Raw genomic sequence first — 25,581 nt, 5'->3', positions numbered from 1 at the left:
AAATGCTCCGGTATTAGCCGAATGAAGTGTGATCAGGGTGAAGTCTGCAAAGCCAAAAGCAAAAAAGCAGATGGCCGCCATGAACAGAACAAATGACTTCCTGAATTCAAAGCTTGCCGGTTTATCTTCCTGCTTTTCAAAGATCTCCGGATCAGGGTATCTTATCTTTGCTGTCAAAACAAGAGCTATTGTGATCATTGCAGGAACAAGCAGTATCGCAAAAGAGATTCTATATGTTGTAAAAAGGTCGTCTGTACCTTTTACAAGAGCTGTTACAAAAAGCAGTACCGGTCCGAGAAACGCGCCAAGCTGATCCAGAAACTCCTGATAGGCAAAGCCTTTTCCGGTTCCGATCTCGCTTGCCGCAAAGCTTACCAATGTGTTTTTGGCAGGCTTTTTTATCGCTTTTCCGATACGCTCCAGGATCACAAGACCGCAGGCCCAAATCCAGCCATGTTCAGGTACGAGTGCCAGTGCAGGAATCGCCAGAGCCTGTATTACATAGCCTGTGATAACAAATGTCCAGTATTTCTTCGTTTTATCTGCTATAAATCCGGATATGAGCCTTAGTGAATACCCGCACAATTCTCCTATACCGGACACAAATCCGATGGTTGCAGCGGATGCCCCTGCGAGGTTCAGATATTCGCCCAATATGCTTCTGGCGCCTTCATGAGTCATGTCCGAAAACAGACTTACGATTCCCATCAGGGTTATAAATATTATGGCGCCAGACAAAGCCCTTTTTTTATCCATGTTCTACTCCACTAATCCCGATTTGCTTATTTCATTATCCTGGAATTCAAAGTTTTATTATCGTCGCAAGTTTCTTTCCGCATAGAATTCCAAATATGCAGCAAAAACAACTCAGTGCCACATATAATCCGCCATTCATATATTGTTTCTTCTCAAACAAATTAAAAGCTTCAAGGGAAAATGTAGAGAATGTGGTAAAACCTCCACACACCCCTGTCTTCCAGAAAAGAATGGTATTATCAGATACACTTTCTCGGTTACTGGTAATTCCAACAACGAATCCAATTAGTATGGCACCGAGGATATTTGTAATCAGAGTTAATATCGGAAAATAAGTCTTAACAGGAATCAGACTTATTGCATATCGCGCTACTGCACCCAAGGCACCACCAAGTGCTACAAATAGAAAATTCATATCAACCTCTCTATTGTCATATATACTGCAAGTTAAAGCCCCGATCTTAACGCATCCCTGACTGCGTCTTTTATTACTTCACTGGACATCGTTGCACCCGAAACCGCATCAACCTCTACTGTATTATCTTTGATCATATCACTAACAATCACATCAGCAGGATGCCCCTTGCCACACTCGTGCTTTAGGATTTCAATATCTTCTATTCTCCCATCAGCTACTGTTACTCGAACATCAACCTTGACCAGATCCGTCTCACTATGACCATTATATACACCATCAGCAACATGGAACAGATCAATTCCTGATTTGTCGAAAGCCTTGACCTGTCCACTCATCCTGACACTAACAATTGCGACTGCAGATATGATGATCACCACAATTACGATTACTATTGCAAGCAGGGTTTTAAACAGCCTTTTCATTATCTTTCTCCAACAGATAAGCCACTATAGGTTCTATATATTTGACATCAGAAATATCATAGGATGAAGCCATCTTCTCGGCCATGGCCTTTTCTTTCTCAGTAGAATCTTTTTTATTCCTGAGAGTTGATACAAACATCTTCATTGCAAGTCTGGATGGTGCCTTCATCTTTTCATAGTTAAAACCGCCCTGACAGTAGAATACTTTAATATACTTCTTCTGCTCCTCCGTAAGGACATTCTGAAGAAAAGCATCTACATCAGGATTGTCATTAGGGCTGCCGCCTACGCAGAACATAGCCAGGCGCTTGTCTTGCAAGTCAGAAGCTTTTCCGAGAAACCACTTACCTTTGACCAGATTACCTGCCATAGCCCAACCTCCGTAGCAGATCGCGTCAAAGTCCTTGAAATAATCATCACTCTTTTTCTGAGCATCCCTTAGATCAAGAAGCTCACCGCTAATTTTTTCTGCAATCCACTCTGCATACCTTTTAGTAAATCCTGTCTGTGATGTGTAAATAATCAGTGTTTTCATAACTCGCTCAAATTCCTTTCCATTTTCATGATAGTTTGTATGGTAGTCTGAAGGCTCTTTTCATCGATTCCATTAAATATTCTTCCGATGACGTACTGGCTCTGCTGACCGTTATTGTCATTCTGTTCCAGAAAAGTCCTGCATTTATCTGTGACAAAGATTCGCTGCTTTCGCTTGTCCTTCTCATCAGGGATTGCAGAGACAAACCCCTTTTTCTCAAGCTTAAGTAAAATCTGCTTTACATTCTGATGAGAACTTCCCATTACATCTGAAAGCTCATTCAATGTCGGAGGTTCCTTGCATAGGTCGATACAGATTATTGCAAAGAATTGTTTCCAGGTAATCTCCTTGAAATATGCATCGGCTGCAGCCTGATATCTGTTATCAAATGCACTGAGTAATCCGAGTAAAAACGGCTGTGGTGGCATATCTCCAAACGTTACTTTTTCTATATTCATTACTTCATCGTAATTCATGTGAGCTCCTTTTTATATTATGTAATATATTACCTATATGAAACAATGTAATATATTACATATTTTTTGTCAACACAATTCCAAAGAAAAAGCTTCGGGATTTAACCGAAGCTTAAATGTACATTATACTGGAATATAGCTTATATAGTCTTTAAAACTCCCTCTTAAACAGATACGCATCAAAGGTTGCACTTCCATCAAACTTGGAATACTGGCAATCCTTCCAATAAGTCATTCCTAGCTTTTCCATAACTCGTCTGCTCTTTGAATTATCTTTTGCAAACTCGCCCACTATAGCGCGGACACCTTTCTCTTGATTGACGTAATTGATGATTGCATTCATAGCTTCGGGTACGAGCCCCTGTCCCCAGTATTCTTTTCTAAGGTTATAACCGATAGACCAGGCATCTATATCTTCCTTGTAGAAGACTCCACCCTGCCCTATCAATTCTCCTGTTTCTTTCAAAACAAACCCAAGATCAAATTCATCGTTACCATCAATATCACGCGATTTAAGCCATTCTTTAGTAACCTCTATATCCTTGTGAAGAGGATAAATCATAAATTTGTTCACATCCGGATCAGATGCCCATTTAAAGATGGCTTCTGCATCATCTACTGTAACTGTCCTTAGAATGAGTCTTTCAGTTTCAATTCTACGCACCATTACGCCTCCAACACTTTTCAGATATTTATCTTCTACTATATCTGTTTTCAAAAAAAAAAAAAAGTCATCTGGCAGTTTTATCTGCTAGATGACTTCAAATTCGTGTATTGTTGTGATTATCTTCTCCAGAATCTGATATTAAGCAAAATAGTTATAACTGTTCCAACTCCAGTAATTATCAGCCTTGTGTTCATAGGAGTCACATCACTAAGCTCATAGCATAGAAAAGCAACAACCAAGCAACCTATAATACTTCCCAGAATCTTGGCAATAGTAAAACAGTGCTCAAGAACAAGCGTAACAATTACAGTTACCCCATATATAAACAGGCACGTCTTTGAATCCAATCCCATGTTACGAGTAAGGAACAATGGAATAAAGCCAGCACTGGCTGCATTGAGGATGTCAATCCTCATAATTAGAATACCAACAGCTGAAAAGACCAATGCCAGCGGAATAGCAGCAAGACCTGCTAGAGCGCCAGCAGTACTGCCTGAAACACTGTCTGATACACTATCGTGCCTATTAAAGAAATACTTATCTTCGTCCCACATTATTTTTCACCCTTTTTAATCTGATTCAATTTGTTAACGTACACTGCAGCTCGGCAATAGAACTTAAGCTGCTCCTCGCCATCTTTTATAGTTGTAGCTCTCTCGACTCCTTTTGCTGTACCCTTCTTGACTGCCTCATTAAACATCTTGCCAAGACGGGCTCTTATCTGAGCCGGTGATTCCTTGATCTTGTACTCTACAAGTACCTCATTCACATCTGCAAAAGTAGGAAGATCTGCCAGAGTGAACTCTTTATCCATCTTCTTGGCTTCCTTGATCATCTCGCCAACGGCCACTGTATAGTCGTAGGTAGTTCTTTTACCAAAGCGCTCTTCCAGCATCTCGCAGATATAATAATTGACTGTGATGTTCTGCTTCTTAGCTTCCTTCTCAATACGATCATACATATCCTGTGTAAGTGATAGATTTACTCTTGGCATATCTTAATCCTCCTATGAGTGTTGAACGGTTATGTTATATTTTGATTATATGAGTGTTGAACATATATGTCAAATACTTCTACATGGCTCTGTATGCCTGATCATGACTTACCTCTGACTGATAATAGCTACCCATAGTCGTTGGTGCGTTGAAAAGAGCTGAGAGCAGATAGTTCTTTATATTCCGCACCTTGGTGGTATTGTCCTTCATGCATCCCATAACATACTCAAGATGCATATGGTTAAGCTTCAAAAACTTGGACTTAACAAGATTTGTAGGATACTCGTTCTTGGAGATCCAAATGCTTGGATTCTGGCAAAGAACAGTCTCAAGTACCAGGTCATAGATGCCTTCAATGATTTCTGTGTCATGAGGATATCTTTCCAACATGGTATCAATACACAGATTTTCCCTGACTATTTCTGCATAGGCATTGTACTCATCATTCAAATCGTTTTTCATCGAAGAGATATGATTAGTATTTATTATTCTTTTAGTATTATTAATATTAATATAATTAGGGTCGGATTCTCCGTGGTCTAGAACCGGATTTTCGCTTGGTCTAGAACCCGAAATTCCCGTGGTCTTGACCCCGATATTTCCGGGGTCTGAAATTTCCATATTTGTTCCAGAACTTGGTTTTTCCAAGGTCTGAACTTCTTCATTTTCCCTTGAAGCAAAGTTCTTGAGATAAATCTTGGTAGGCTTCCCCTGGCCCTGCTTTTTGCGCTCTATGAGCCCATATTCCTCAAGACTCTTAAAAAGACATCTGATCTTATCTTCCCCACAGCCCAGCATTTCTGCGGCTTCCTGCTGTGCAAAGTATATATATGCCCTCTGAAGCTCGTCAAACCACTTATTTTTAAGGGATAATGACATTCTATCAAGCATAAGACCGTAAAGAGTCTTAGCAAGCGCATCAAGCCCGCTAAAATATGTGTTTGTGAACAGAAGCTTTGGTATTCTGTAAAAGGCAAGCATTTCTGATTCCTGACCGCTAAAATAGTCAAAAATGATTCTTTCGCTCACTCTTTTTTCCTCCCTTCAATGATTTTCTGTGACGTTCCATGGATTTAAGTGGTGCAATTTCTGCACTACCCAATCAGCTGAAATCTGCATCTACGATTGAAATTTTTGACGTAGATCTTGCTTGGCTTACCTTTTGCCTGTAACTTATATATAAGACCAAATTCTTCAAGTTCATTCATACAATCAATTATTGTATGCTTGGAGAAATTGATATCTTCCTGAATCTTGCTTAACGGATAAATGATGTAGACTCTGTTATCATCATCAAACCAATTATGTTTCTTAGCTTCGCCCATGCGGTCCAAAAGAACTGCATAAAGCATTTTGGCCGAAGCCGACAGGGAAGAAAAGCTCTTCCCTGTAAGCAGCTCTCTTGGTATCTCTACAGAAGCAAATTGCTGTGCCTGGGTGTTGTAAAAATAGTCCATCATATTATTGTTCCTCACTTTCCTGCGATGCCTTCCATTGCTCTAAGAGACTTACGATAACTCTTTCAATCTCAGACTGTGAATAATAAGCAGGGAAGTACTTGTTGAGCTTACGTTCTGTGATAAGAATCTTCTTCCTGGTCTGTGGCGTGGATCTCTTTTGGATAAGGATGTCTATCATCTGTTCCTGTGTAAGAGAGTCATCATCACGATATTGACGAAGATCCATGAGTTGTTCCTGTTTGATCATGCCGTTTTCATGAATATACTCCCATATCCACTGTTGATAGGTTGGGTTAAAGTAGGAGATTTCTACAGCTACTGCAATAGCTAATCTTCCTTCATCAACCATTGTTAATAACTTGGGAATTAGATATGTGAGTCGCATATATCTATGTATTTGAGCTCTTTTCATTCCCACTGATTCGCCAACTTCTGTTGCCGAATGCAACTTTGTCTCTTCAAGAGACAAAGTTAAATCAGAACGCTTACCTTGATGATTTAAGGCATCCATCTTCATTTTTAAGGCAAAGGCTCTTTCACTCGGAAGTATCTCTTCCCTCTGCATATTGGCATTAACCATGGCGATTGTCGCATCATCATTGGTCATTTCCTTGATGATTGCCGGTATCTTTCGAAGCCCAGCTCGTTTAGCCGCGTGAAGTCTTCTATGCCCTGAAATCATCTCGTAAGTTCCTTCATCATCAGGTCTTACTAGAACAGGAGTAAGCACTCCACTTTCCTTGATGCTTTCAACAAGTTCTTCCATCTTTTCATCATCAACGACCCTGAAAGGATGGTTTTCAAAAGGATAGATAGTCATTACATCTAGATCTACAGTCCCCTCGGTGCTTGGAACACCGAGGAGCTCATCTATACTAGATAACTTTACTTTCTGACCAACTCTTTGTGTCATTGTTCATAACCTCCTTGATAAATGATGTGTAAGCAAATGCTGCTTTTCCTTTTGGATCGTACTGATACAAGCTGCTTCCTGAAGCACTTATTTCTGCAGCTCTTACTGAAAGAGGGATCTCAGTTTCAAAAACATTTATGCTTGAGGAATAAGCTTCGTAAATCTGAGCCGCTATATCTTTGGCATAATTGGTTCTGTTATCAACCATAGTAATGAGGATTCCCTCTATCTCGAGTTTTGGATTAAGCTGACGTTTAACTCTTCCTATGGTCTTTATAAGCTGCTGAAGGCCCTTTACAGGAAGATATGCTGCCTGGCACGGAATAATTACTGAATCTGCACAGGCAAGTGCGTTAATCGTCATCATTCCAAGGGATGGCATACAGTCAATAATCACAAAATCATAAATATTTCTGGCGTTATCCACATATTCTCTGAGAATTGTTTCCCTGCTGATAACTCCGGTCATGCTTATTTCCAAGCTTGAGAGCTCAATATTTCCCGGCATCAGATCAACACCTTCTGCATGGTGGATAATTCCTTTTGATACATCCACGGGCTCATCATTGATAATATTTACAAGTGCTGTGGCAAGAGAATAATCAAGTCTGTCCGGTTCATCACATCCAAGACTTATTGACATGCTGCCCTGAGGATCCGCATCTATCATGAGTACCTTGTAACCTTCCCTGGCAAGTCCAATACCAAGATTCACACTTGTTACTGTCTTCCCTACCCCGCCTTTTTGGTTTGCAACTGCTATAACTTTAGACATCTCTTTTCCCCCTTATTCATCAAATGATTCAATAAACGCATCAATCTTTTCTGTGTTGCAGAGGACCACTCCCTTTACCTTTCTTGTTGCCTTGGCTTCCTTTGCAAGGCTTTCAAAGGTATGAAGCCCCATTGAATAGAGCTCTGCTCCCTCTGCGTACCTGACATATTTCTTTTTTCCTTCCTTAACGATTTCTGCCAAATCTTCGATTTTCTTTCTTCTAGCCATGAATACTTCCTCACTTTCGTTTCCTTCTTCACAAAATTGTTCAATGTACTGTTCGATCAAATCTAAATCCACAAGGGCAGTTTTCCGAAGCTTTATATTGGCTTTGGCTTCTTTTGCCAGAGTCACAAATGACCAATATGCCATGCTGTAAAGTCTGGCTCCGTCCTGGTAGGTGCAATATCGATGTTCTTTTCCGACAAGATACTTGTCTAAGTCAACTGGTGGGGATTTTCCACGATTCATCTGTAACCTCCGTTTCTGGTGTTACGAGATGCAATTAAGAAGATCAGAATTTTGGGTACAAAAAAACCACATCTTCTCTTCCTTCGAGAAATGTGGTCAAATATGTGATGTGTCTGAACCGATTATTCCTTTGACAATTACCCTGGGATAGAAACTTTTAAAAGTTCCTATCCCAAAATGCGTTTTTTAAGCAAGTAGAAATTGTCTTTTGACACACCACTGATGTCCTATTTATTTTAGATAAAAACTACATACAAGTCCAAATAGCTCCGTACTTGTCCAATGAATTCGTTGTAAAAATGTTGCATTTTTGGATAACATAGTACGTCTATGGATTTCAGTGATTCCTAATGAGTCCGTGTGTTACTTCTGTGATTTCAAGGTTGGGAAGAGGAGCACGTCTCTTATTGTTGCGCTGTCTGTAAGGAGCATACAAAGTCTGTCAATACCATAGCCGATACCGCCTGTAGGAGCCATACCGATTTCAAGGGCATTGAGGAAGTCCTCATCTGTGTGCTCTGCTTCTTCGTCGCCGGCTGCTGCGTTAGCGTCCTGCATAGCAAAACGCTCTCTCTGGTCGATAGGATCGTTAAGCTCTGAATAAGCGTTACACATTTCCCAAGTGTTGATGAAGAGCTCGAAACGCTCAACCTTCTCAGGATCTGTAGGCTTCTTCTTGGTAAGAGGAGAAATAGCAAGAGGGTGATCCATGATAAATGTAGGCTGGATCAAATTCTTCTCGCAGAACTCTTCGAAGAAGAGGTTGATGATATCGCCCTTCTTGTGACGATCCTCAAATTCGATTCCTTTCTCCTTAGCAAGAGCCTTAGCTTCTTCATCAGTCTTAACTTCATCGAAGTCGATGCCTGTGTACTTCTTGATTGCATCGTTCATTGTAAGACGCTCGAAAGGCTTACCAAGGTCGATGATGTTATCACCGTACTTGATCTGTGTTGTTCCACAAACCTTCTCAGCAAGGTAACGGAACATAGACTCTGTAAGTTCCATCATTCCTTCATAATCTGTATATGCCTGATAGAGCTCCATAAGTGTGAACTCTGGGTTATGTCTTGTATCAACACCTTCGTTTCTGAATACTCGGCCAATCTCAAATACTCTCTCAAGACCACCAACGATAAGTCTCTTAAGGTAAAGCTCAAGTGAGATACGAAGCTTACGCTCTTCATCAAGAGCATTGTAGTGTGTGATGAATGGTCTGGCAGCTGCTCCACCTGCGTTCTCAACAAGCATTGGAGTCTCAACTTCCATGAAATCTCTGTCTGCAAGGAAGTTACGGATTTCACGAAGAATTGCAGATCTCTTCTTGAATGTCTCCTTAACCTCTTCGTTCATGATGAGGTCAACGTAACGCTGTCTGTATCTGATCTCTGTATCTGTAAGTCCGTGGAACTTCTCTGGAAGTGGCATAAGTGACTTAGATAAAAGAACTAATTCCTTAACGTGAACTGAAATCTCACCAGTCTTAGTTCTGAATGCAAAACCCTTAACTCCGATGATATCGCCGATATCCATCTTCTTGAATGCAGCATAAGCCTCTTCGCCAAGGTCATTTCTTGAAACGTAGAGCTGCATACGACCATCTCTGTCCTGAAGGTTAGCAAATGAAGCCTTACCCATTACACGCTTACTCATCATACGACCTGCAAGAGAAACAACCTTCTCTGCTGGAACATCTGAAAGAGCTACTGTGATAGCCTTGCCTTCTTCGTCTACTGGAGCTACAAACTCAAGAGCCTCGAAGTTATCTCTAACCTGCTGTGTGTGATGTGTCTGATCATACTTAACGATCTGGAAAGGATCATTACCTGCTGCCTGAAGCTCAGAGAGCTTATCTCTACGAACCTGACGGAGACGTCCAACGTCCTCTGCTGGTGCATTCTGTTGATTGTTCTGCTGATTATTATCTGCCACTTATTTATCCTCCTGATTGCTCAATTCTCAAAAAGAGCCAGCGAAATACAAGTAAATCGCTGGCCCCCGAAATTCATAATTATTAGCTGTCTTAAGCCTCTGATCTCTCGATTCCAAGTACTTTGTACTTAAGAACACCAGCCTGTGTCTCTACAGAAACTGTCTGTCCCTTCTTGGCACCGATTAAAGCCTTACCAACTGGAGACTCGTTTGAGATCTTACCCTTAAGTGAGTTAGCCTCAGATGAACCTACGATCTTGTACTCAAGATCCTCGTTAAACTCAAGGTCACGGATCTTAACCTTACATCCGATGCTGATCTTATTGAGGTCTACGTCCTCTTCTACAACTACTTCTGCATTCTTAAGGATCTTCTCAAGAGCTTCGATTCTAGCCTCGATATCTCTCTGCTCATCCTTAGCTGCATCGTACTCAGCGTTCTCTGAAAGGTCACCCTGCTCTCTAGCTTCCTTGATCTTCTCAGCTACTTCCTTACGCTTGACAACTTTAAGCTCATGAAGCTCATCTTCGTACTTCTTAAGTCCTTCATAAGTTAAAATGTTCTTCTTCTCTTCCATCTCCAAACCTACCCTTCATAAAGATTGCGCCCAGTACGGGCATGAAAGTATATATATTGAAAACATACAAAAAATAAAAATGGAAACGTTAAAATAGATAACAAACCTAATTTAACTTTGACATTATACAGTCTATATATACCTATGTCAATGGTATCTGGTTTACCCACTACTGGAAGCATCTGCAGCGCTTTGTGTCTCTGGCGGTGCATCAACAGTATATGTAATACCGTCCACAATTATCACATTTACATCCGGTACAGAGCTAAAAATCCTCTCATCCACGTAGTTAAACTTCTCTGGTGTTCCTCCAGCTTCGATGGTCTCTATAAGAGCCTTAACTCTTGGTCCGTGAAGTGGGTTACACTCTGCGATACAGGAGATCTTACCCTCTCTGGCGTACTGAATAGCCTGCTCATTAACAGCATCAAAGGATACCACCATGATCTCTCCGTGCTTTATGTCAGAGCCAACTTTTTTGCCTGCGCTCTCAATGGCGTCGATGGCACCGATGGCTTCATTATCATTCTCACAATATACAATATTAATATTGTCGTAGCGCTTTAAAAGAGATGTCATAACCTCTCTACCCTTAGTCTCAGTAAAGTCGCCACTTTCCTCTGCAAGGATCTCCCAGCCATTCTCTCTTGCAGCATTGGCAAGGCCTCTTGTCCTTCCAAGCTGTGCTGTTGATCCAAGGCTTCCCTGGATATTTACTATATGAAGATCTGATGGGTCAATTCCCTGACCTTCAGTGTAAGCCTTGATCCAGGCAGCCACTTTTCTTCCCTCCAGCTCAAAGTCAGATCCAACCCAGCAGGAATAGAGATTCTTATCCGCCACATCTACTCGCCTGTCAACGATGATAACGGGAATTCCTGCCTCTTTCGCCTCAGAAAGAACTGAATCCCATCCGGTCTCCGTGGCAGGCGCAAGGACAATGTAGTCCACCTCCTGCTGGATGAACATTCTGATGGCGGTTATCTGATTGCTCTGCTTCTGCTGCCCATTCTTATAGATAAGGGTATAGCCATCTCCATCAAAGGCATCGAGCATAGACTGGGTATTGGTATTGCGCCAGTCTGATTCTGCCCCCAGCTGAGAGAAGCCCACCGTTATAGTCTTGCCAGCATCATTTCCTTCCCCAGCGTTATCTTTTTTGCCATTAACAACGCTGCTCCCGCAGCCAGTCACAAGGACTGAAAGCAGGAGCAGTAAAGTTACAACTTCATTTATCTTTTTCATGCCTTTTTTCTCTGTGCCATTACTACACTCTGGATTATAAGGAATATGCCAAGCATTGCTGCAATTGTGATTCCTGTCCACCAAGCCTGGTCAAGACCGGCAAGGGAAACGATATTCTGAATTGTACTAAGTGATAAAACACCGAACAATGTACCAATGATGTTACCAACACCACCTGTAAGCATTGTGCCACCGATGATTGATGACGCGATGGCCTGCATCTCCATACCTGTTGCATGGCTTGCAGAACCAGAGCCTACATGAAGGAAGTATACATATCCGGCAATTCCTGCCAGGGTACTGCAGATAAGGTGTGATAAGAACTTAGTTCTTCTGACATTGATTCCAAGCATAAGCGCGCTTTGCTTATTGCCGCCCACAGCGTAAAAGCATCTGCCCAATTTAGTCCATCTAAGTACTACAAACAATAATATCACAATTAACAGTGCAACAATAACTCCGATTTCCACATATGCTGGTGAAAATTCGCCTTTTTTATTGATGCTTCCGATAAATGGAATTGTTACCTTAGTGAGCTTAAGGGCCTTAAATTTCTCGTTCTCAACGTTAAATGGTGCTGTGTTAACGATGGTTGTCATACCTCTTGCAAAGAACATTCCTGCAAGGGATACGATGAATGGCTGAATATCCAGATATGCTACCAGGAATCCCTGAACGATACCGTAGGCAATTCCGATTCCAAGAGCGATCAGGATTGATCCGCCGATGGTGCCATTTCCATTTGGATTATCCAGGTAAACGGCGCAGCACATAGAAACCAAGGCTACTACGCCGCCTACACTTATATCAATTCCTCCCGTGATCATAACTACACTCATACCGCAGGCAGTTATGATAAGCGCTGCATTGTTATTAAACTGATTAAAGAACATCTGTGGCTTGGTAAATCCGCCGCCCTGAAAGATAATAGCTCCAAGGTACATAAGTGTGAAGATCACAATGGTGATCACCAGCAAGAGGTTGGAGTCGTTAAGCTTGATCTTCTTTTTCATTTATGCCACCCCCTTTTGTGCCGGTTTCTTTTTGAATGAAAAGAGCTTTTTAAAAAATTCTCTAACTGTAGGAGCGGAGAATACTACAAGAATAATAACTACTACTGCCTTATAAGCTGCCAACGCATCTGACTGAACGTGGAACTTGTAAAGGGTTGTAGTAAGGAACTGAATAACATAAGCTCCAAGTATTGATGACCACATGTTGAACTTACCGCCTGAAAGGGCGTTACCACCAAGGGCTACAGCAAGGATGGCATCCATCTCAATATCTTTTGCAATAACTGAATAGTTGATGGTTGAAAGTCTGCTGACCTTGATGAGGGCTGCAACCGCTACGCAAAGTCCCAAAATAACGAAGGAAAGGAACTTAATAAATGTAGGGTTGATACCGTTAAGCTTGGATGATTTCTCGTTGATACCAACTGCCTGTGTGTAAAGTCCAAGGTTGGTGAACTTAAGCACCAATGCGATGATGACGATACAGATGGCTACGATAAATACTGTTGTTGGAATCGGTATACCAGGAATGAATCCGCCAAAGTAAGCAAATCTTGGATCTGGAACGATTGGAAGCTCGTTGTTGTTGATCCAGGCTGCGATTGATCTTCCTGCTGTAAAAAGAATCAGTGTGGCGATCATGGGCTGTATCTTGAAGACAGCTACCAGGGTTCCGTTAAAGGCACCACAGAGCATTCCAACGATGCAAGCTACAACAAATGCCACAATAACAGTTACAACATAGTTCTTTACCTCTGTTGGTCTTGAAACTCCGCCGCAGATGATCTTAAGCATTGCTGAGCCTGCGATTGCGATGGTTGCTCCAACTGAGATGTCCTGTCCACCTGAAGCTGCTGTTACCAGCGTCATTCCTATAGCCAGAATTCCCAGTTCTGAGCCATAGTCCAGGATGGTGATAAGGTAGCCCGAAAGTACGGTGTTACCTGAGTTATTTACTACTGGTGTAATCTTAAAAAAGCTTGGATCAACGATAAGGTTGATAAGTGCCAGAAGAATCAGTGCTATAAGCGGAATCAAGATCTGGCCTGCTTCAAACTTTTTGGTTTTATTTTTACTCATACTGCGCTCTCCCCTGCGATGGTGCTCATTATCTTGTTCTGGGTAAGATCCTCTCCCGAAAGCTCTCCCACCACTTTTCTGTCTCTCATTACGATTAGTCTTGAACATGTTCTGAGCATCTCATCAGTTTCTGAAGAAATGAAGGTTACGCTCATTCCCTCTTTAGCCAGCTCTAAGACCAGCTTTTGGATATCTACCTTGGTTCCTACGTCGATACCTCTTGTAGGCTCATCAAGGATGAGATATTCCGGATGCATTAAAAGCCATCTTGCCAGGATAACCTTCTGCTGATTACCACCTGACAGTGATTTGATCGGTGTGTCTGCAGATGCTGTCTTGATGTTTAGCTTTTTGATGTACTCATCTGCAAAGGCGTTGGCTTTTGCTTTGCTAAATGGCTTCCAGAAGCCTGTAAGTACCTGAAGGGCCATGATGATGTTATCCCTTACAGAAAGATCTCCAATAATTCCGTCCACTTTTCTGTCCTCAGGAAGATAAGCAATTCCATTCTTCATGGCATCCAGTGGCTTGTTGATCTTGATCTCTTTTCCCTTCATCTTGACTGTTCCGCCAAGAACCTTATCGGCACCAAAGATAGCTCTTACGCACTCGCTTCGTCCAGAACCCAGAAGGCCTGTGAAGCCGTTGACCTCGCCTTTTTTAATATAAAAATCAAATGGATGTATGCCAGCATCGCTCTGAAGTCCTGTGGCTTCAAATATCTTTTTATCTGCATCCTCTCCCTGATAGGAGCCTTCCTCGCCCTTAATATCAGAAAGATCATCCATTTCTTTTCCAAGCATCTTGGCAACAAGCTGAACTCTTGGAAGGTCTGCAATGTCGTACTCGCCCACCAGCTGACCATCTCTAAGAACGGTTATCTTGTCGCAAACTTCATAAACCTGATCCAGGAAATGTGTAACGAAAATGATTCCTACGCCCATTTCCTTAAGGTCTCTCATGAGACCAAACAATTTCTCAACTTCCTGCTCATCCAGAGATGATGTAGGCTCGTCGAGAATGAGGACTTTACAGTCCATGTCCACTGCTCTTGCTATGGCAACCATCTGCTGAACCGCGATGGAACAGCTTCCCAGCTGCTGTGTAGCGCTTGCTGGAATATCCAGCATCTTTAGAAGCTTGTCTGCTTCTGCATTCATCTGTTTCCAGTTTGTAATAAGACCTTTCCCTCTTCCGATGAACATATTCTCAGCCACGGTCAGGTTAGGGCAAAGGGTAATTTCCTGATACACTGTGCTGATTCCGAGCTTTTGTGCATCCTGTGGAGAATGGATATTTACCATTCCCTCTCCCTGCAGCTCTATGGTTCCGCCGTCCTTTTCATAAACACCTGTAAGGACCTTGATAAGTGTTGATTTGCCGGCGCCGTTTTCACCCATAAGAGCATGGATCTCACCTTTATTCAACGAGAAATCCACATTCTGCAAAGCCTTTACCGCAGGAAAGATCTTGTATATGCCTCGCATTTCCAGCACTCTTTTTTCGTCCATATATCCACTCCCTAAAAAGCGGTGCGGTTTACGCCGCACCGCCTGAATTTCACTACTGTTATCGTGATATACGCATGTCTTCGACATGCTACATCCATTCGGAAATCGCCATACTCATTTCATTCGTATGTCTTTTTTCCTCATGTCTGTTCGGTCTTCAAATTCATGTGATGTTTTGTGCAAGCACAACATCTCATGAACTTTAATCCCTATATCACTCAGATTCCGTAAGTATCTACATCATCCTGTGTGATTGTTGAAGCATCGAAGCCCTTCTCATCCATGATGATTGTCTTCTGCTCAAGTGTCTCGCCCTTCTCGAGCTTCTTGATGATCTCATCAATGTAGCTAGCCTGGAAAGGATTGCACTGTCCATCATAGTTCCAGTTCTGCTTAAGGAGCTCTTCAAGTGCCCACTTGTTGCAGTCAAAGCCCATTACGATAACGTCTTTGCCAACACCGTGTGAGATACCAGCTGCATCAAGAGCTGCAACAGCGCCCTTAGCCATATCGTCGTTCTCAGCATAGATTACGTTGAAAGGTGTGCCAGCGTCGATAACTGACTGAACGATCTGCTGTGCCTTCTCTGCGTTCCACTCAGCTGTCTGCTCAACAACGAGGTTCCAGTTTGACTCAGCCTCAACCTTTGATGTAAGAGCGTTACTTCTGCCCTGCTGAGCAGCTGAACCCATAACACCCTGGATGTGGATTACGTTGTACTCTGAAAGGTTCTGACCTGCAAGCCAGTCAACAGCTGTCTGGCCTTCCTTAGCCATATCAGAAACGATTGATGCCTCGTAAAGGCTCTCGTCTGCGTCGATTGTACGGTCGAAAAGGATAACCTTTACGCCTTCAGCCTGAGCTTCCTGAAGAACTGAATCCCAACCTGCTGTATCAGCTGCAGAAAGAAGGAGGTAATCAACACCATCCTGAATGAATGTCTGAGCTGCTGCGATCTGCTCATCATTCTTTAAGCTGTATGCGAATGAAGCATCATAGCCGTTCTCTTTTGTAAATGTGTTCTTAAGGTCGTTATCGTTAGCTGTACGATAACCAGATTCATTAGGGTCGTTGTTGATGATACCAACTTTGATGAGGTCACCAGATGCTGCTGGTGCACCGTCTGAAGATGCTGGCTTAGCATTTCCACAAGCCACAAGGCTCAGAGTCATGGCTGCTGCCATAACAAATGACAATACTTTCTTCTTCATAAACCTATTCCTCCTGAAAATAGAATTAAACGTTTTTAGGGACCATTCCCTTATGGTTAATATTCTAATTTCCAGGAGGAAAAACTCCATTGAATAAAAAACTGAATGTGTTTAGTTTTTTTATCGTATTTTTATAATGTTATATTTTTTTACGATTTAGGTTGAGATTTTGATGCTAAATTCTTGGGAAGTTTAATAGTAACCTCCGTTCCCTTTTCAAAAGAGCTATCTAATGAAACTCCATATTCTTCGCCAAAATTAAGGATTATACGCTGGTTAACGTTGTAAAGGCCGTAGATGGCTTCCTTGGTGTTGCCACCCTCTGTAAGGCCCTTTCTTACTTCCTCAAGTCTCTTAGCATCCATTCCGATTCCATCGTCCGCTACAGTGATGGTAATAAACTCTTTTTCTTCCTTACCGGTGATGCGGATCGTTCCACCACCGCGATGGTTCTTTATACCATGATAAAGAGCATTCTCTACAAGGGGCTGTACCGTGATCTTGGGAATCTTGTAGTTGTAAATTTCCTGTGGCACATCTATCTCATAGCTAAGAATATCCTGGTATCGGATCTGCTGAATCTCCAGATAACTCCTGACGTGGGCCAGTTCCTCCTCAATGGATATGATCTCTTTTCCCTTATTAAGAGAGGTGCGGAAAAAGCTGGAAAGACTTCCAACCATCTTAACTACCTGCTCCTTGTTGCCTCCCTCTGCGCTCCAGACAATGGCGTCCAGGGTGTTGTAGAGGAAGTGGGGATTGATCTGGGCCTGCAACAGCTCAAACTCTGCCTTTCGCAATTGCTTTTGTTCTCTTTTTACCTGCTCCTCAATTGGGCGGGTGATCCAGATAGGACCCACAAAGGAAACCACGATGACACTTATGATGATAAACACCAGGATTGCCATGGAGATGCCGATGGACTTAAGGTACATGGCTTCGTTGGCGGCCTGACCAATCTGGAGCTGTTTGTTCTCGTAGTAGATGTACTCGTTGATGGTCTCCTGCAAAAGAGCTGTCACGATCTGGACGTCGTTCTCCCAAATGACCATGTTAGCTTCGTACTTGTCGTCGTGCTCTAAGTTATCGATGATCCTGTTGGTGTAGGTGCCAAGGTTGGTCAGGTATTTCTCGGCGCTACGAAGACGATTCTGGTTGTCCTCGGTGCCGGTGTAGTCCTTAAGGCCCACCACGACTTTCCTTGCATCCACCAGCATCTGGTTAAGTGGCGTCTCCTCTGGGCTTACGTTACCTACGATAAGAAGGTAGGTCTGATAATCAAAGTCCTCTTTGAAATCCAAACTGAACTCGCTGGCGGTAACGACAGAGCTTATCATGTCGTTGTACCTGACGTTGGCGGTCCAGAAGGTATAGGAGGCGTACACCATGAATATGATATTGGGCAAAAGAAGTACCAGATAGGTTATACGTATCTGGGTAGCAAGACGGGATTTCTGTCTTACTCTTGGGTTATTCTTTACCATTACTCGTTCTCACTCTCACATAGCTTTGAGTTGTTATCTGTAGTTGCTGCTCTGTCACTCACTCTCCGCAAAGCTTCTGGATCTGTACTGTGTAGGGTTAACGCCCTGGGTTTTCTTAAAGAGATATGAGAAATAGTGCGGATCCTTGTAGCCCACCATTAGTCCTATCTCGTTGCTCTTCTTGTTGGTTCTGCTAAGGAGCTCTTTAGCCTCATTCATGCGATAGTCCGTAAGATATTTGATGAAGGGCTGGCCTGTCTGCTGCCTGAACACGGCGCTTAAATGGTTAGGAGATACGTTAACCTGGGCAGCCAATACGTTCAGGGACAGGTTCTCTTCGGCATAGTGCTCTTCGATGTAGGAAAGGGCCTCTTTTACCACATCCTTGTAATGGCCTCTGGTGTCCTCTTCCCTAAGGATAACGGCCTGCTCTAAGACTTTGGTCAGGTATTCCATGGTTCTTGCTTCATCTGAGAGGATTTCTGGAGAAAGCTCTTCAACACGCTCATCCAGGGCCTTTCTTGGAAGTCCTAATTCGTTTTCAACAAATTCTGTGGCGCAGAAATAAACATCCATGGCCACGTACTGCCTTAGCATGGTGGATTTGATGGCGCTCTCACCCATGCCCTTTATGAATTCCATCATAAAGAACGCAGCTTCTGCCTGGTCTCCGCGGCGAAGAAACTCGCGGATCAGCTTTCTGTCTATGTGCTTTGGATCAATTTCTGAAAGGGTGACCTCGTCTTTGCTGGATTTAAGGGACTCCTCGGAGCCGTACAAAAATCCGTTGTCTGAAGTCAGATAGATATGGGCAAAGGCTCTGCTGGCCCATCTGAAGGTCTCAGGTATTTCCGAAAGGCGCTCCACGTTCTGGCCGATACCACCAAAGTATCTGATGTGATGGTACTCTGAAAAGATCTGCTGTAGCTCTTTTACCGCAGTCTCGATATTCTCATCCAGTGCCCCGTCGTCATCCGCCTTGAACAAAAGAGCTATGCCTTCCACGTTAAGGTCAAAGTAGAGGGCGCCATGCTTTTCAGCCACGGCTTTGATTCCATCCTCTGCCTTTACCACGCTGTTGGAATACTCGAAGGCGTCGTGTCTTGTGGACCATACCTTAAGTAATAGGATATTGTAGCGAAGTGCTGTTAGATCAAGGGAGAGCTTCTTGGCAGCCTCTATAAGGTCAGATGCTGTCTTACCGCCTGTCACAAGGCTTCTGAAAAGACCTTGTTTCTCAAGCTCAGTTCTCTCCTTCATTTCTTCTTCGAATCTTTTAGCTGCTTCTCTTTCCTGTCTCTGCTCCTGGATGCGCTCTGCAACTGCATCCACCTCTTTTAACAGATTATCACCACTGATGGGCTTGGAAAGATAGCAGGATATGCCTATCTTGATGGCTTCCTTGGCATACTGAAAGTCCTCGTAGCCTGTAAGGAGGATTATCTCCATCCAGGGATACTCGGCCTTTATCATCTTGCTAAGTGTCAGGCCATCCATAAATGGCATCTTAATGTCTGTGATAACAATGTCCGGAAGGAGCTTCTGTATCATGGAATAAGCAAGCTCCCCATCGCTGGCTTCTCCGCAGAAGTCGTAACCGTGCGCCTCCCAATTGACGTTGTTCTTGATTCCCTCTCGAACGACAAACTCGTCCTCAACCAAAAATACCTTCATACCTTTGTTCCCCAAACAATTATAATTCATTAACCAAACTGCGCTGCTATCCCATCAGCCAGTGTAAGTTTACCCCATGCTTAGATCACCCAGCATGACTTTCTTGCAGGCTTCCTTAAGGGAGTCCATGTCAGTCATCTGATTGATCTCATTCCTGAATCTGGCGCTGCCAGGCATTCCGTAGGTGTACCAGGACACGTGCTTACGCATCTCACGAATTCCAGTGTATTCCCCTTTGTACTGGAGTTGTAAGTCTGCGTGTCTTATGACTGTGTCGTAGATCTCCTGTCCTGTTGGCCTGTCGCAGGCCTTGCCAGTTTCAAAATAGCTCTTTATCTCTCTAAATATAAATGGATTGCCCTGAGCAGCCCTGGCTACCATAACCCCATCGCAGCCGGTCTGTTCAAACATGCGCTTTGCGCTCTCTCCATCCACCACATCTCCGTTCCCAATTACAGGGATGTGGAGGGCATCCTTAACTTCTTTTATAATACTCCAGTCCGCCTGACCTGAGTAGTACTGTTCTCTGGTTCTTCCGTGGACTGCAACCGCTGCCGCTCCGCCTTCCTGAGCTGCCAGTGCACATTCCACTGCGTTGACTGAATTCTCGGTAAATCCTTTTCTTATTTTAACAGTTACCGGCCTGTCTGACACCTGTACAAGAGCCTTGACGATTTTTTCAATAAGGGCCGGATTCTTCATAAGGGCTGAGCCCTCGCCGTTACTTACAACCTTTGGTACTGGGCAGCCCATGTTCACATCCAGGATGTCGTAGGGCCTGTCCTTGATCATCTCTACGGCGTGCTGCATTACCTCAGGCTCTGAGCCAAAGAGCTGCAAAGAAACCGGATGTTCATCTGGGTGAATCTCCATGAGGGCGCCTGTGTTCTTGTTCTTGTAGGTGATGGCTTTGGCGCTGACCATTTCCATACACACAAGGCCTGCGCCCATTTCTTTGCATAATATACGAAAAGGCAGGTCCGAAACACCTGCCATTGGGCCAAGTATTATATTGTTCTCCAGGGTGACGTTCCCTATAGTTAACTTTCCATATCCTGACATATGTTTATACCCGGACGGTTCCATCCAGAAATAATTTCTGAATTGAAACCTGTCTACTTATTAATCCTCATCTCCTAATATGTCTGCTGGACTCTCATGAAGTACGTAAAGCCTATAATATAATCCAAGCGCTTCAAACAAGTCTTGGCGCTTTCTTCTTACCTCGCTTACGAGGAGGCCTGCGGTGATTTCATCGTAGGTGATGTCTTCTTCGTCGGCGTTGGTTTCGATTGAGATCTGGCCGTCTTCTTCGAAGACGATGGTAAAGATGCCACCTGCTTCCTGTGTGAAGAGGACACTGATGATGTTGAGCTCTTTTTTGATGCTCTCAGGAATCTGCTTGAAGATTGGGTTGAAGTAGTACTTCTGCTCATAGGCGTTGGCACCACACAGTACCACGCGGCCATTAGCAACGCCTTCAAAGACGCGTCCCTTGTTGGTCTTTTGCATCTCGTCGATCTTGAGGTCATCCTCTGTCTGGTTCTTTATATTCTCATTAAATTCTTTGTTGTATTCTCTTTCAAATTCTTCTGCGCTCATTTTTACTCCATACTTCATTCTGGCAATATCAGTTATTGCCATTATTCATCTATAACTCATTGTCTCAGTAATTCTCAGATCACTCTGGCTTATCAGTATCTGCAAATTCCCCAATCTGTGGCTTTGTCTTACGGTTCTTCTCATAGAGGATCTGAAGTCCGCGAAGCACAAGGTTTGGATCGTAGATGTCGATCTCATCAACTTCTTCTGAAATGATTCTTCCAAGTCCGCCTGTAGCAACGACTTTCATATTAGTAAGGCCTGACTCGCGCTTCATCTCGTTGATGATGTACTTAGTCTGACCGATCTGTCCGTAAATAAGCCCGGCCTGCATACTGGAGATAGTCTCCTTAGCAAGGATGCTGGCTGGCTTCTTGATCTCGATCTCAGGGAGCTTAGCTGTATCCTGCCAAAGTGCCTTAGCAGAAATCCTGATACCAGGTGAAACAACACCGGTGAAGAACTCGCCCTTTTCGTTAACTGCGATATAAGTAGTAGCTGTACCAAAGTCAATTACAAGAACTGGTCCGCCGTAGAGTTCGTAACCTGCAACGGCTCCAACGATAAGGTCTGGTCCGATCTCACGAGGGTTATCTGTCACGATCTTAATGCCTGTCTTGATTCCAGGGCCAACGATGTAAGGTCTTTTGCCCAGGTACTTAAGAATTGCATTAACCAGAGCGTGCATAAGCTTAGGCACTACGCTGGCGATCATAACACCCTCAAGGCTATCCTTGTCCACTTCCTTCATGGCAAGCATGCCCAGCATGGTCATTCCGAATTCGTCGGAGGTTCTCTCAGCTCCTGTGGTCATTCTAAAGGAAGTGACCAGCTTCTCGCCTCTGAACACACCAAATGTAATATTTGTATTTCCAACATCGATTACAAGAATCATCTTATCTCTCCTCAACCTTAACTGCACAGCCCATCTGCACAAGCTCACAGCCAGTTTCTACATCTATGATCATACGTAGCTATACAGGCCCCTGACGGTGACTTCCCCTGCGTTAATCTCCTGGGTCTTGCCGTCTTTGGTCCTGATGATCAAAGCACCGCCCTCAGTAATTCCAAGAGCCACTGCTTCGTACTCCTTCATTGTATCAATAACCCTCACATCTTTGCCAATATTAATTAACCTTTTTTCATATTGCTCTTTTAGTAGTGAAAGGTCAAATGTGCTGTTATATTTCTCGTAGTTCTCTTCGAATCTCTCCATGACTGCCGCCACAACAGCGCCTCTATCAAGCCTTACGCCGGTGGTACTAAGAACTGATCCAGCGATCTCACTTATCTCCTTAGGAAACTCAGTCATGTTAACGTTAATTCCAACACCAATTACCACATCTGCGATCTTATTGCTATCGTCCATGTGAAGCTCTGTAAGTATACCACAGATTTTTTTACCTGCAATAACCACGTCGTTGGGCCACTTAATCTGGGCTACACAGCCGCTTTTCTCTCCTCCTCCAATCCCGTCTATCCTGTCAAAAGAGCTATCTCCAAGGCACTGCTCAATTCCTTCCGCCACGGAAAGTCCCATGATAAGTGTAAGCATTGATATCTTATCGGAAGGTGCGATGGGCCTTACAATTAGCGACATGGCGATGTTGGTGCCAGCAGGAGTCTCCCAAGCTCTTCCCTTAGAGCCTCGGCCCTTGTCCTGTCTGTCAGCCACCACGAGGGTTCCGTGGGGCGCGCCATTTTCCGCCAGCTCTTTGGCATCGTCGTTGGTGGAGGTGGTTATTTCTTTATAATAATAATTATGGGCAGCCCACTTTGTGTGAAGCTGCCCTTTAATATGCTCGTTATTAAGCATCCTATTACTCCTGTATTATCATTGCCCGAGAAAATAGATCATATTTGATTCATTTCGACGGTCAATCTTTAAGCGTTGCAAGCATCACTGCCTTTATAGTATGCATGCGATTTTCCGCTTCGTCAAATACTATTGACTGACTTGACTCGAAGACCTCGTCAGTGACCTCCATCTCTGTAAGCCCGTACTTTTCGTGGATCTGTTTGCCAATTCCAGTGTTAAGATCGTGGAAGGATGGAAGGCAATGCATGAAGACGCACTGGTCGCCTGCATTCTTCATGATGTCACTGGTCACCCTGTAAGGAGATAGCTCTTTTATCCTCTCTTCCCAAACGCTGTCTGGCTCGCCCATGGATACCCAGATGTCAGTGTAGATAACGTCTGCGCCCTTGGTTCCCTCAATAGGATCCTCACTAAAGTCGATGATGGCGCCAGTTTCCTTGGCAATGGCCTGGCACTGATCGATGAGATCCTGGGATGGGAAGTATTTCTTGTTGGATACGGCGGTGAAGTGCATGCCCAGCTTAGCGCAGACAACCATCAGCGAGTTACCTGTGTTGTACCTTGCATCGCCCATGTATACCAGGTGGATTCCCTTGATGTGGCCGAAGTGCTCTCTGATCGTGAGAACGTCGGCAAGCATCTGAGTTGGGTGGAACTCGTTGGTAAGGCCGTTCCAAACTGGGACCTTACTGTACTTAGCGATGGTCTCCACGATTTCCTGCTCAAAGCCTCTGTACTCGATTCCGTCGTACATGCTGGCCAGAACCCTTGTGGTATCTGCGATGCTTTCCTTCTTGCCGATCTGGGAATCTGTGGGATTAAGATAGGTAGAACCCATGCCAAGATCGCTGGCAGCAACCTCAAAGGAGCATCTGGTACGAGTACTTGTCTTTTCAAAGATAAGAGCAATGTTCTTGCCCTTGAGCTCGTCGTGAAGAATTCCCTTTTTCTTCTTGTCCTTGAGCTCTGCAGCAAGATCAACAAGGTAGAGGATTTCCTCTGGGGTGTGATCAAGTAACTTAAGTAGATGTCTTCCTTTAAGATTCATAGCAGTTCTCCTTTGTAGTAATTATTTGCAAAAAAAGTAAAGAGGAATCGTATTTACTACAATTCCTCTTTCATCTTAGCATAATTATTCAATTAATGATACTACTTTTTAATATTTATTCACTAATTATTGAATTTTTACATTTTTATGCATTCATTATGCATAACATATTAGCTCTGAATCATATCAACCATGCAAAAGAGCTGTCTCTTCTCAGTATTTGCACTGAATTACCAGAATACGTGTGCTCCGATGATGATACCTTCACGACCGTTGCAACGTCTGAAGTGAAGAGCGTCGCCGACTGTTGTCTCGCCGTTTATGGCTGCCTGAGCCGCCTGGTAGTTAAGGTCTGCGATGTTGCCTGAGTTATAAACCTTGGCAACTGTTCCATTAAGAGCTGGTGTAAACTGTCCTGATGCATAGATAACACTGTAAATTGTGTTAGGGTAAGCACCGCTTTTAACACGGTTCATAACTACTGCACCAACTGCAACTCGTCCTTCGTATGGCTGGTTACCAGCCTCACACTGGATAAGAGCTGCAAGAAGCTTAACCTCATCAGCATCTGCGCTGACTGCTCCACGATTCTTGGTAAGAGCGTTCTTTTTCTCTTCCTCTTCACGGATCTTGATGGCTGCGATTGTCTCGCCCTGGTCGATCCTGAATTCTGTAGTAACATATTCTGCCTGAACATACGCTGTCTCGTCGTTATAATCAACACTGATCCAGCCATTGCCCAGATCTTCGATCATATCTACAAATGTCTTTTCTGTAAGGACTCCGACTACCTCTGCGTCCTCTGATGCCTCTTTTCTTACATTGAGGGCACTGCTCATGCTGGTAACAACCTGCTTGCCTACATCCTGTGCAGCCACCTGAGCGTCATCGTCAAACAACAGGTACTCGTCCTTGGCCCATCCGATCAGGTCTCCTGACTGGATCTTGGACCATCCGTCCTTTCTTTCGAGAAGCTTACCGCCGCAGTCCTTGTAAAGGACTCCTACCTTCTCGCTATCCTCTGAGGGCTCTTCTCTTACATTCATGGCCTTACTTACGTTGGCCATTACGAGCTTGCTTTCCTCTTCAGAGGTTGATGCACTATTCGCTGCGTCGTTCTTTTCATTCTTCTCCATAGCCTTGGCTTCTGCTGAATTATCATCAATACCAAGAGGAGCAACAGGACTCAAAATACTAGAAATACCGATAGCCTGATCAATACAACTGGCTCCAGTTCTTGCCTGTGCTGAAATCCCCTGGGAAATAAAAAGAACTACGATGAGACTGCAAATCATGATTGGTCTCATTATCCCAGCGGATAACTTTATTGCCTTATTCATACTTTGCCTTCCTCGACTAGATAATTGTTAAGAATGTATTTCGACTTATTAAAACAAAATACCAAAAGGAATATTAGCAAAACTGAAATAATTTGTCAAATTATCGAAAGAAAAGCCCCATAAAATGGGGCTTTTCGCGCTTTATCAAACTATATTC

Annotated in this window: 28 protein-coding genes; all 28 read right to left on the bottom strand. The window is 43.5% G+C overall.

Annotated elements, in window-relative coordinates:
- Nucleotides 1-756 (bottom strand): MFS transporter (locus T541_RS0112755; protein WP_026653094.1); only part of this gene is annotated, 756 nt, incomplete at its 3' end.
- Between the two features lie 46 nt (nucleotides 757-802).
- On the bottom strand, nucleotides 803-1,171 hold the full coding sequence (gene crcB / locus T541_RS0112750; RefSeq protein ID WP_026653093.1) for a fluoride efflux transporter CrcB: 369 nt from the start codon (nucleotides 1,169-1,171) through the stop codon (nucleotides 803-805).
- Between the two features lie 32 nt (nucleotides 1,172-1,203).
- Nucleotides 1,204-1,596, bottom strand: coding sequence for an FMN-binding protein (locus tag T541_RS0112745; protein ID WP_034467071.1), 393 nt, complete (start codon nucleotides 1,594-1,596; stop codon nucleotides 1,204-1,206).
- Entirely contained in the window at nucleotides 1,580-2,131 is a 552-nt protein-coding gene (locus T541_RS0112740) for a flavodoxin domain-containing protein (protein ID WP_026653091.1), read from the bottom strand. The genes T541_RS0112745 and T541_RS0112740 overlap by 17 nt, the downstream gene beginning before the upstream one ends.
- Nucleotides 2,128-2,607 (bottom strand): MarR family winged helix-turn-helix transcriptional regulator, encoded by a 480-nt coding sequence (locus T541_RS0112735; RefSeq protein ID WP_026653090.1) that lies wholly within the window; start codon nucleotides 2,605-2,607, stop codon nucleotides 2,128-2,130. The genes T541_RS0112740 and T541_RS0112735 overlap by 4 nt, the downstream gene beginning before the upstream one ends.
- A 151-nt stretch (nucleotides 2,608-2,758) precedes the next feature.
- Nucleotides 2,759-3,274 carry a GNAT family N-acetyltransferase gene (locus T541_RS19570; protein ID WP_051538239.1) on the bottom strand — a complete coding sequence of 172 codons (516 nt, stop codon included), beginning with the start codon at nucleotides 3,272-3,274 and terminating at the stop codon, nucleotides 2,759-2,761.
- A gap of 116 nt (nucleotides 3,275-3,390) precedes the next feature.
- Nucleotides 3,391-3,828, bottom strand: coding sequence for a hypothetical protein (locus tag T541_RS0112725; RefSeq protein WP_026653089.1), 438 nt, complete (start codon nucleotides 3,826-3,828; stop codon nucleotides 3,391-3,393).
- A complete protein-coding gene (locus T541_RS0112720; RefSeq protein ID WP_026653088.1) occupies nucleotides 3,828-4,268 on the bottom strand; it encodes a hypothetical protein in 441 nt (146 codons plus the stop codon). Before T541_RS0112720 ends, T541_RS0112725 begins: the two co-directional genes overlap by 1 nt.
- A 79-nt stretch (nucleotides 4,269-4,347) precedes the next feature.
- On the bottom strand, nucleotides 4,348-5,298 hold the full coding sequence (locus tag T541_RS0112715; protein WP_026653087.1) for a DUF6017 domain-containing protein: 951 nt from the start codon (nucleotides 5,296-5,298) through the stop codon (nucleotides 4,348-4,350).
- A gap of 65 nt (nucleotides 5,299-5,363) precedes the next feature.
- Nucleotides 5,364-5,729, bottom strand: coding sequence for a replication initiator protein A (locus T541_RS0112710; protein ID WP_026653086.1), 366 nt, complete (start codon nucleotides 5,727-5,729; stop codon nucleotides 5,364-5,366).
- A gap of 1 nt (nucleotide 5,730) precedes the next feature.
- Complete coding sequence (locus T541_RS0112705) at nucleotides 5,731-6,642, bottom strand: ParB/RepB/Spo0J family partition protein (RefSeq protein ID WP_026653085.1); 912 nt, start codon at nucleotides 6,640-6,642, stop codon at nucleotides 5,731-5,733.
- Nucleotides 6,605-7,417 (bottom strand): ParA family protein, encoded by an 813-nt coding sequence (locus T541_RS0112700; RefSeq protein WP_026653084.1) that lies wholly within the window; start codon nucleotides 7,415-7,417, stop codon nucleotides 6,605-6,607. Before T541_RS0112700 ends, T541_RS0112705 begins: the two co-directional genes overlap by 38 nt.
- 12 nt (nucleotides 7,418-7,429) lie before the next feature.
- Complete coding sequence (locus tag T541_RS22210) at nucleotides 7,430-7,888, bottom strand: DUF6462 family protein (RefSeq protein ID WP_330370187.1); 459 nt, start codon at nucleotides 7,886-7,888, stop codon at nucleotides 7,430-7,432.
- Nucleotides 7,889-8,251: 363 nt separating this feature from the next.
- Entirely contained in the window at nucleotides 8,252-9,820 is a 1,569-nt protein-coding gene (gene lysS, locus T541_RS0112690; protein WP_026653083.1) for a lysine--tRNA ligase, read from the bottom strand.
- A gap of 91 nt (nucleotides 9,821-9,911) precedes the next feature.
- Nucleotides 9,912-10,397, bottom strand: coding sequence for a transcription elongation factor GreA (gene greA, locus T541_RS0112685; RefSeq protein WP_026653082.1), 486 nt, complete (start codon nucleotides 10,395-10,397; stop codon nucleotides 9,912-9,914).
- Nucleotides 10,398-10,559: 162 nt separating this feature from the next.
- A complete protein-coding gene (locus T541_RS0112680; protein ID WP_026653081.1) occupies nucleotides 10,560-11,642 on the bottom strand; it encodes an ABC transporter substrate-binding protein in 1,083 nt (360 codons plus the stop codon).
- Nucleotides 11,639-12,655 carry an ABC transporter permease gene (locus tag T541_RS0112675; RefSeq protein ID WP_026653080.1) on the bottom strand — a complete coding sequence of 339 codons (1,017 nt, stop codon included), beginning with the start codon at nucleotides 12,653-12,655 and terminating at the stop codon, nucleotides 11,639-11,641. The genes T541_RS0112680 and T541_RS0112675 overlap by 4 nt, the downstream gene beginning before the upstream one ends.
- Entirely contained in the window at nucleotides 12,656-13,735 is a 1,080-nt protein-coding gene (locus T541_RS0112670) for an ABC transporter permease (RefSeq protein WP_026653079.1), read from the bottom strand.
- A complete protein-coding gene (locus T541_RS0112665) occupies nucleotides 13,732-15,246 on the bottom strand; it encodes a sugar ABC transporter ATP-binding protein (protein ID WP_026653078.1) in 1,515 nt (504 codons plus the stop codon). The genes T541_RS0112670 and T541_RS0112665 overlap by 4 nt, the downstream gene beginning before the upstream one ends.
- 218 nt (nucleotides 15,247-15,464) lie before the next feature.
- Entirely contained in the window at nucleotides 15,465-16,457 is a 993-nt protein-coding gene (locus tag T541_RS0112660) for an ABC transporter substrate-binding protein (RefSeq protein WP_026653077.1), read from the bottom strand.
- Between the two features lie 149 nt (nucleotides 16,458-16,606).
- Nucleotides 16,607-17,941 (bottom strand): sensor histidine kinase, encoded by a 1,335-nt coding sequence (locus tag T541_RS19560; protein ID WP_051538238.1) that lies wholly within the window; start codon nucleotides 17,939-17,941, stop codon nucleotides 16,607-16,609.
- A 54-nt stretch (nucleotides 17,942-17,995) separates the two neighbouring features.
- Nucleotides 17,996-19,615: a response regulator gene (locus T541_RS0112650; protein ID WP_034467065.1), complete on the bottom strand. Its 1,620-nt coding sequence runs from the start codon at nucleotides 19,613-19,615 to the stop codon at nucleotides 17,996-17,998.
- A 69-nt stretch (nucleotides 19,616-19,684) separates the two neighbouring features.
- On the bottom strand, nucleotides 19,685-20,677 hold the full coding sequence (gene dusB / locus T541_RS0112645; RefSeq protein ID WP_026653075.1) for a tRNA dihydrouridine synthase DusB: 993 nt from the start codon (nucleotides 20,675-20,677) through the stop codon (nucleotides 19,685-19,687).
- Nucleotides 20,678-20,737: 60 nt separating this feature from the next.
- Nucleotides 20,738-21,217, bottom strand: coding sequence for a DUF6145 family protein (locus tag T541_RS0112640; RefSeq protein ID WP_242840784.1), 480 nt, complete (start codon nucleotides 21,215-21,217; stop codon nucleotides 20,738-20,740).
- Nucleotides 21,218-21,296: 79 nt separating this feature from the next.
- Complete coding sequence (locus tag T541_RS0112635) at nucleotides 21,297-22,112, bottom strand: type III pantothenate kinase (protein WP_026653073.1); 816 nt, start codon at nucleotides 22,110-22,112, stop codon at nucleotides 21,297-21,299.
- Nucleotides 22,113-22,181: 69 nt separating this feature from the next.
- A complete protein-coding gene (locus T541_RS19555) occupies nucleotides 22,182-23,033 on the bottom strand; it encodes a biotin--[acetyl-CoA-carboxylase] ligase (protein WP_034467063.1) in 852 nt (283 codons plus the stop codon).
- 61 nt (nucleotides 23,034-23,094) lie between these two features.
- Nucleotides 23,095-24,084: an ornithine carbamoyltransferase gene (gene argF, locus T541_RS0112625; RefSeq protein WP_026653072.1), complete on the bottom strand. Its 990-nt coding sequence runs from the start codon at nucleotides 24,082-24,084 to the stop codon at nucleotides 23,095-23,097.
- 230 nt (nucleotides 24,085-24,314) lie between these two features.
- Complete coding sequence (locus T541_RS0112620) at nucleotides 24,315-25,424, bottom strand: cell wall hydrolase (RefSeq protein ID WP_026653071.1); 1,110 nt, start codon at nucleotides 25,422-25,424, stop codon at nucleotides 24,315-24,317.
- Between the last annotated feature and the right edge of the window lie 157 nt (nucleotides 25,425-25,581).

The organism is Butyrivibrio proteoclasticus P6B7, from assembly GCF_000622085.1.
Taxonomy (GTDB): domain Bacteria; phylum Bacillota; class Clostridia; order Lachnospirales; family Lachnospiraceae; genus Butyrivibrio; species Butyrivibrio proteoclasticus_A.
Note: the sequence above shows the minus strand (reverse complement) of the source record. Positions and strands in the feature narration are given on the sequence as shown.

Bases quoted from the DNA above. Each gene is read 5' to 3' on its own strand.
- T541_RS0112660 (WP_026653077.1), bottom strand. From the start codon at position 16,457: ATGAAGAAGAAAGTATTGTCATTTGTTATGGCAGCAGCCATGACTCTG.
- T541_RS0112680 (WP_026653081.1), bottom strand. From the start codon at position 11,642: ATGAAAAAGATAAATGAAGTTGTAACTTTACTGCTCCTGCTTTCAGTC.
- T541_RS0112735 (WP_026653090.1), bottom strand. From the start codon at position 2,607: ATGAATTACGATGAAGTAATGAATATAGAAAAAGTAACGTTTGGAGAT.
- argF (WP_026653072.1), bottom strand. From the start codon at position 24,084: ATGAATCTTAAAGGAAGACATCTACTTAAGTTACTTGATCACACCCCA.
- T541_RS0112635 (WP_026653073.1), bottom strand. From the start codon at position 22,112: ATGATTCTTGTAATCGATGTTGGAAATACAAATATTACATTTGGTGTG.
- T541_RS0112740 (WP_026653091.1), bottom strand. From the start codon at position 2,131: ATGAAAACACTGATTATTTACACATCACAGACAGGATTTACTAAAAGG.
- greA (WP_026653082.1), bottom strand. From the start codon at position 10,397: ATGGAAGAGAAGAAGAACATTTTAACTTATGAAGGACTTAAGAAGTAC.
- T541_RS22210 (WP_330370187.1), bottom strand. From the start codon at position 7,888: ATGAATCGTGGAAAATCCCCACCAGTTGACTTAGACAAGTATCTTGTC.
- T541_RS0112620 (WP_026653071.1), bottom strand. From the start codon at position 25,424: ATGAATAAGGCAATAAAGTTATCCGCTGGGATAATGAGACCAATCATG.
- T541_RS0112670 (WP_026653079.1), bottom strand. From the start codon at position 13,735: ATGAGTAAAAATAAAACCAAAAAGTTTGAAGCAGGCCAGATCTTGATT.
- T541_RS19570 (WP_051538239.1), bottom strand. From the start codon at position 3,274: ATGGTGCGTAGAATTGAAACTGAAAGACTCATTCTAAGGACAGTTACA.
- crcB (WP_026653093.1), bottom strand. From the start codon at position 1,171: ATGAATTTTCTATTTGTAGCACTTGGTGGTGCCTTGGGTGCAGTAGCG.
- T541_RS0112710 (WP_026653086.1), bottom strand. From the start codon at position 5,729: ATGATGGACTATTTTTACAACACCCAGGCACAGCAATTTGCTTCTGTA.
- T541_RS0112650 (WP_034467065.1), bottom strand. From the start codon at position 19,615: ATGAAGGTATTTTTGGTTGAGGACGAGTTTGTCGTTCGAGAGGGAATC.
- T541_RS0112700 (WP_026653084.1), bottom strand. From the start codon at position 7,417: ATGTCTAAAGTTATAGCAGTTGCAAACCAAAAAGGCGGGGTAGGGAAG.
- dusB (WP_026653075.1), bottom strand. From the start codon at position 20,677: ATGTCAGGATATGGAAAGTTAACTATAGGGAACGTCACCCTGGAGAAC.
- T541_RS0112675 (WP_026653080.1), bottom strand. From the start codon at position 12,655: ATGAAAAAGAAGATCAAGCTTAACGACTCCAACCTCTTGCTGGTGATC.
- T541_RS0112720 (WP_026653088.1), bottom strand. From the start codon at position 4,268: ATGCCAAGAGTAAATCTATCACTTACACAGGATATGTATGATCGTATT.
- T541_RS0112665 (WP_026653078.1), bottom strand. From the start codon at position 15,246: ATGGACGAAAAAAGAGTGCTGGAAATGCGAGGCATATACAAGATCTTT.
- T541_RS19560 (WP_051538238.1), bottom strand. From the start codon at position 17,941: ATGGTAAAGAATAACCCAAGAGTAAGACAGAAATCCCGTCTTGCTACC.
- T541_RS0112745 (WP_034467071.1), bottom strand. From the start codon at position 1,596: ATGAAAAGGCTGTTTAAAACCCTGCTTGCAATAGTAATCGTAATTGTG.
- T541_RS19555 (WP_034467063.1), bottom strand. From the start codon at position 23,033: ATGCTTAATAACGAGCATATTAAAGGGCAGCTTCACACAAAGTGGGCT.
- T541_RS0112640 (WP_242840784.1), bottom strand. From the start codon at position 21,217: ATGAGCGCAGAAGAATTTGAAAGAGAATACAACAAAGAATTTAATGAG.
- T541_RS0112705 (WP_026653085.1), bottom strand. From the start codon at position 6,642: ATGACACAAAGAGTTGGTCAGAAAGTAAAGTTATCTAGTATAGATGAG.
- T541_RS0112725 (WP_026653089.1), bottom strand. From the start codon at position 3,828: ATGTGGGACGAAGATAAGTATTTCTTTAATAGGCACGATAGTGTATCA.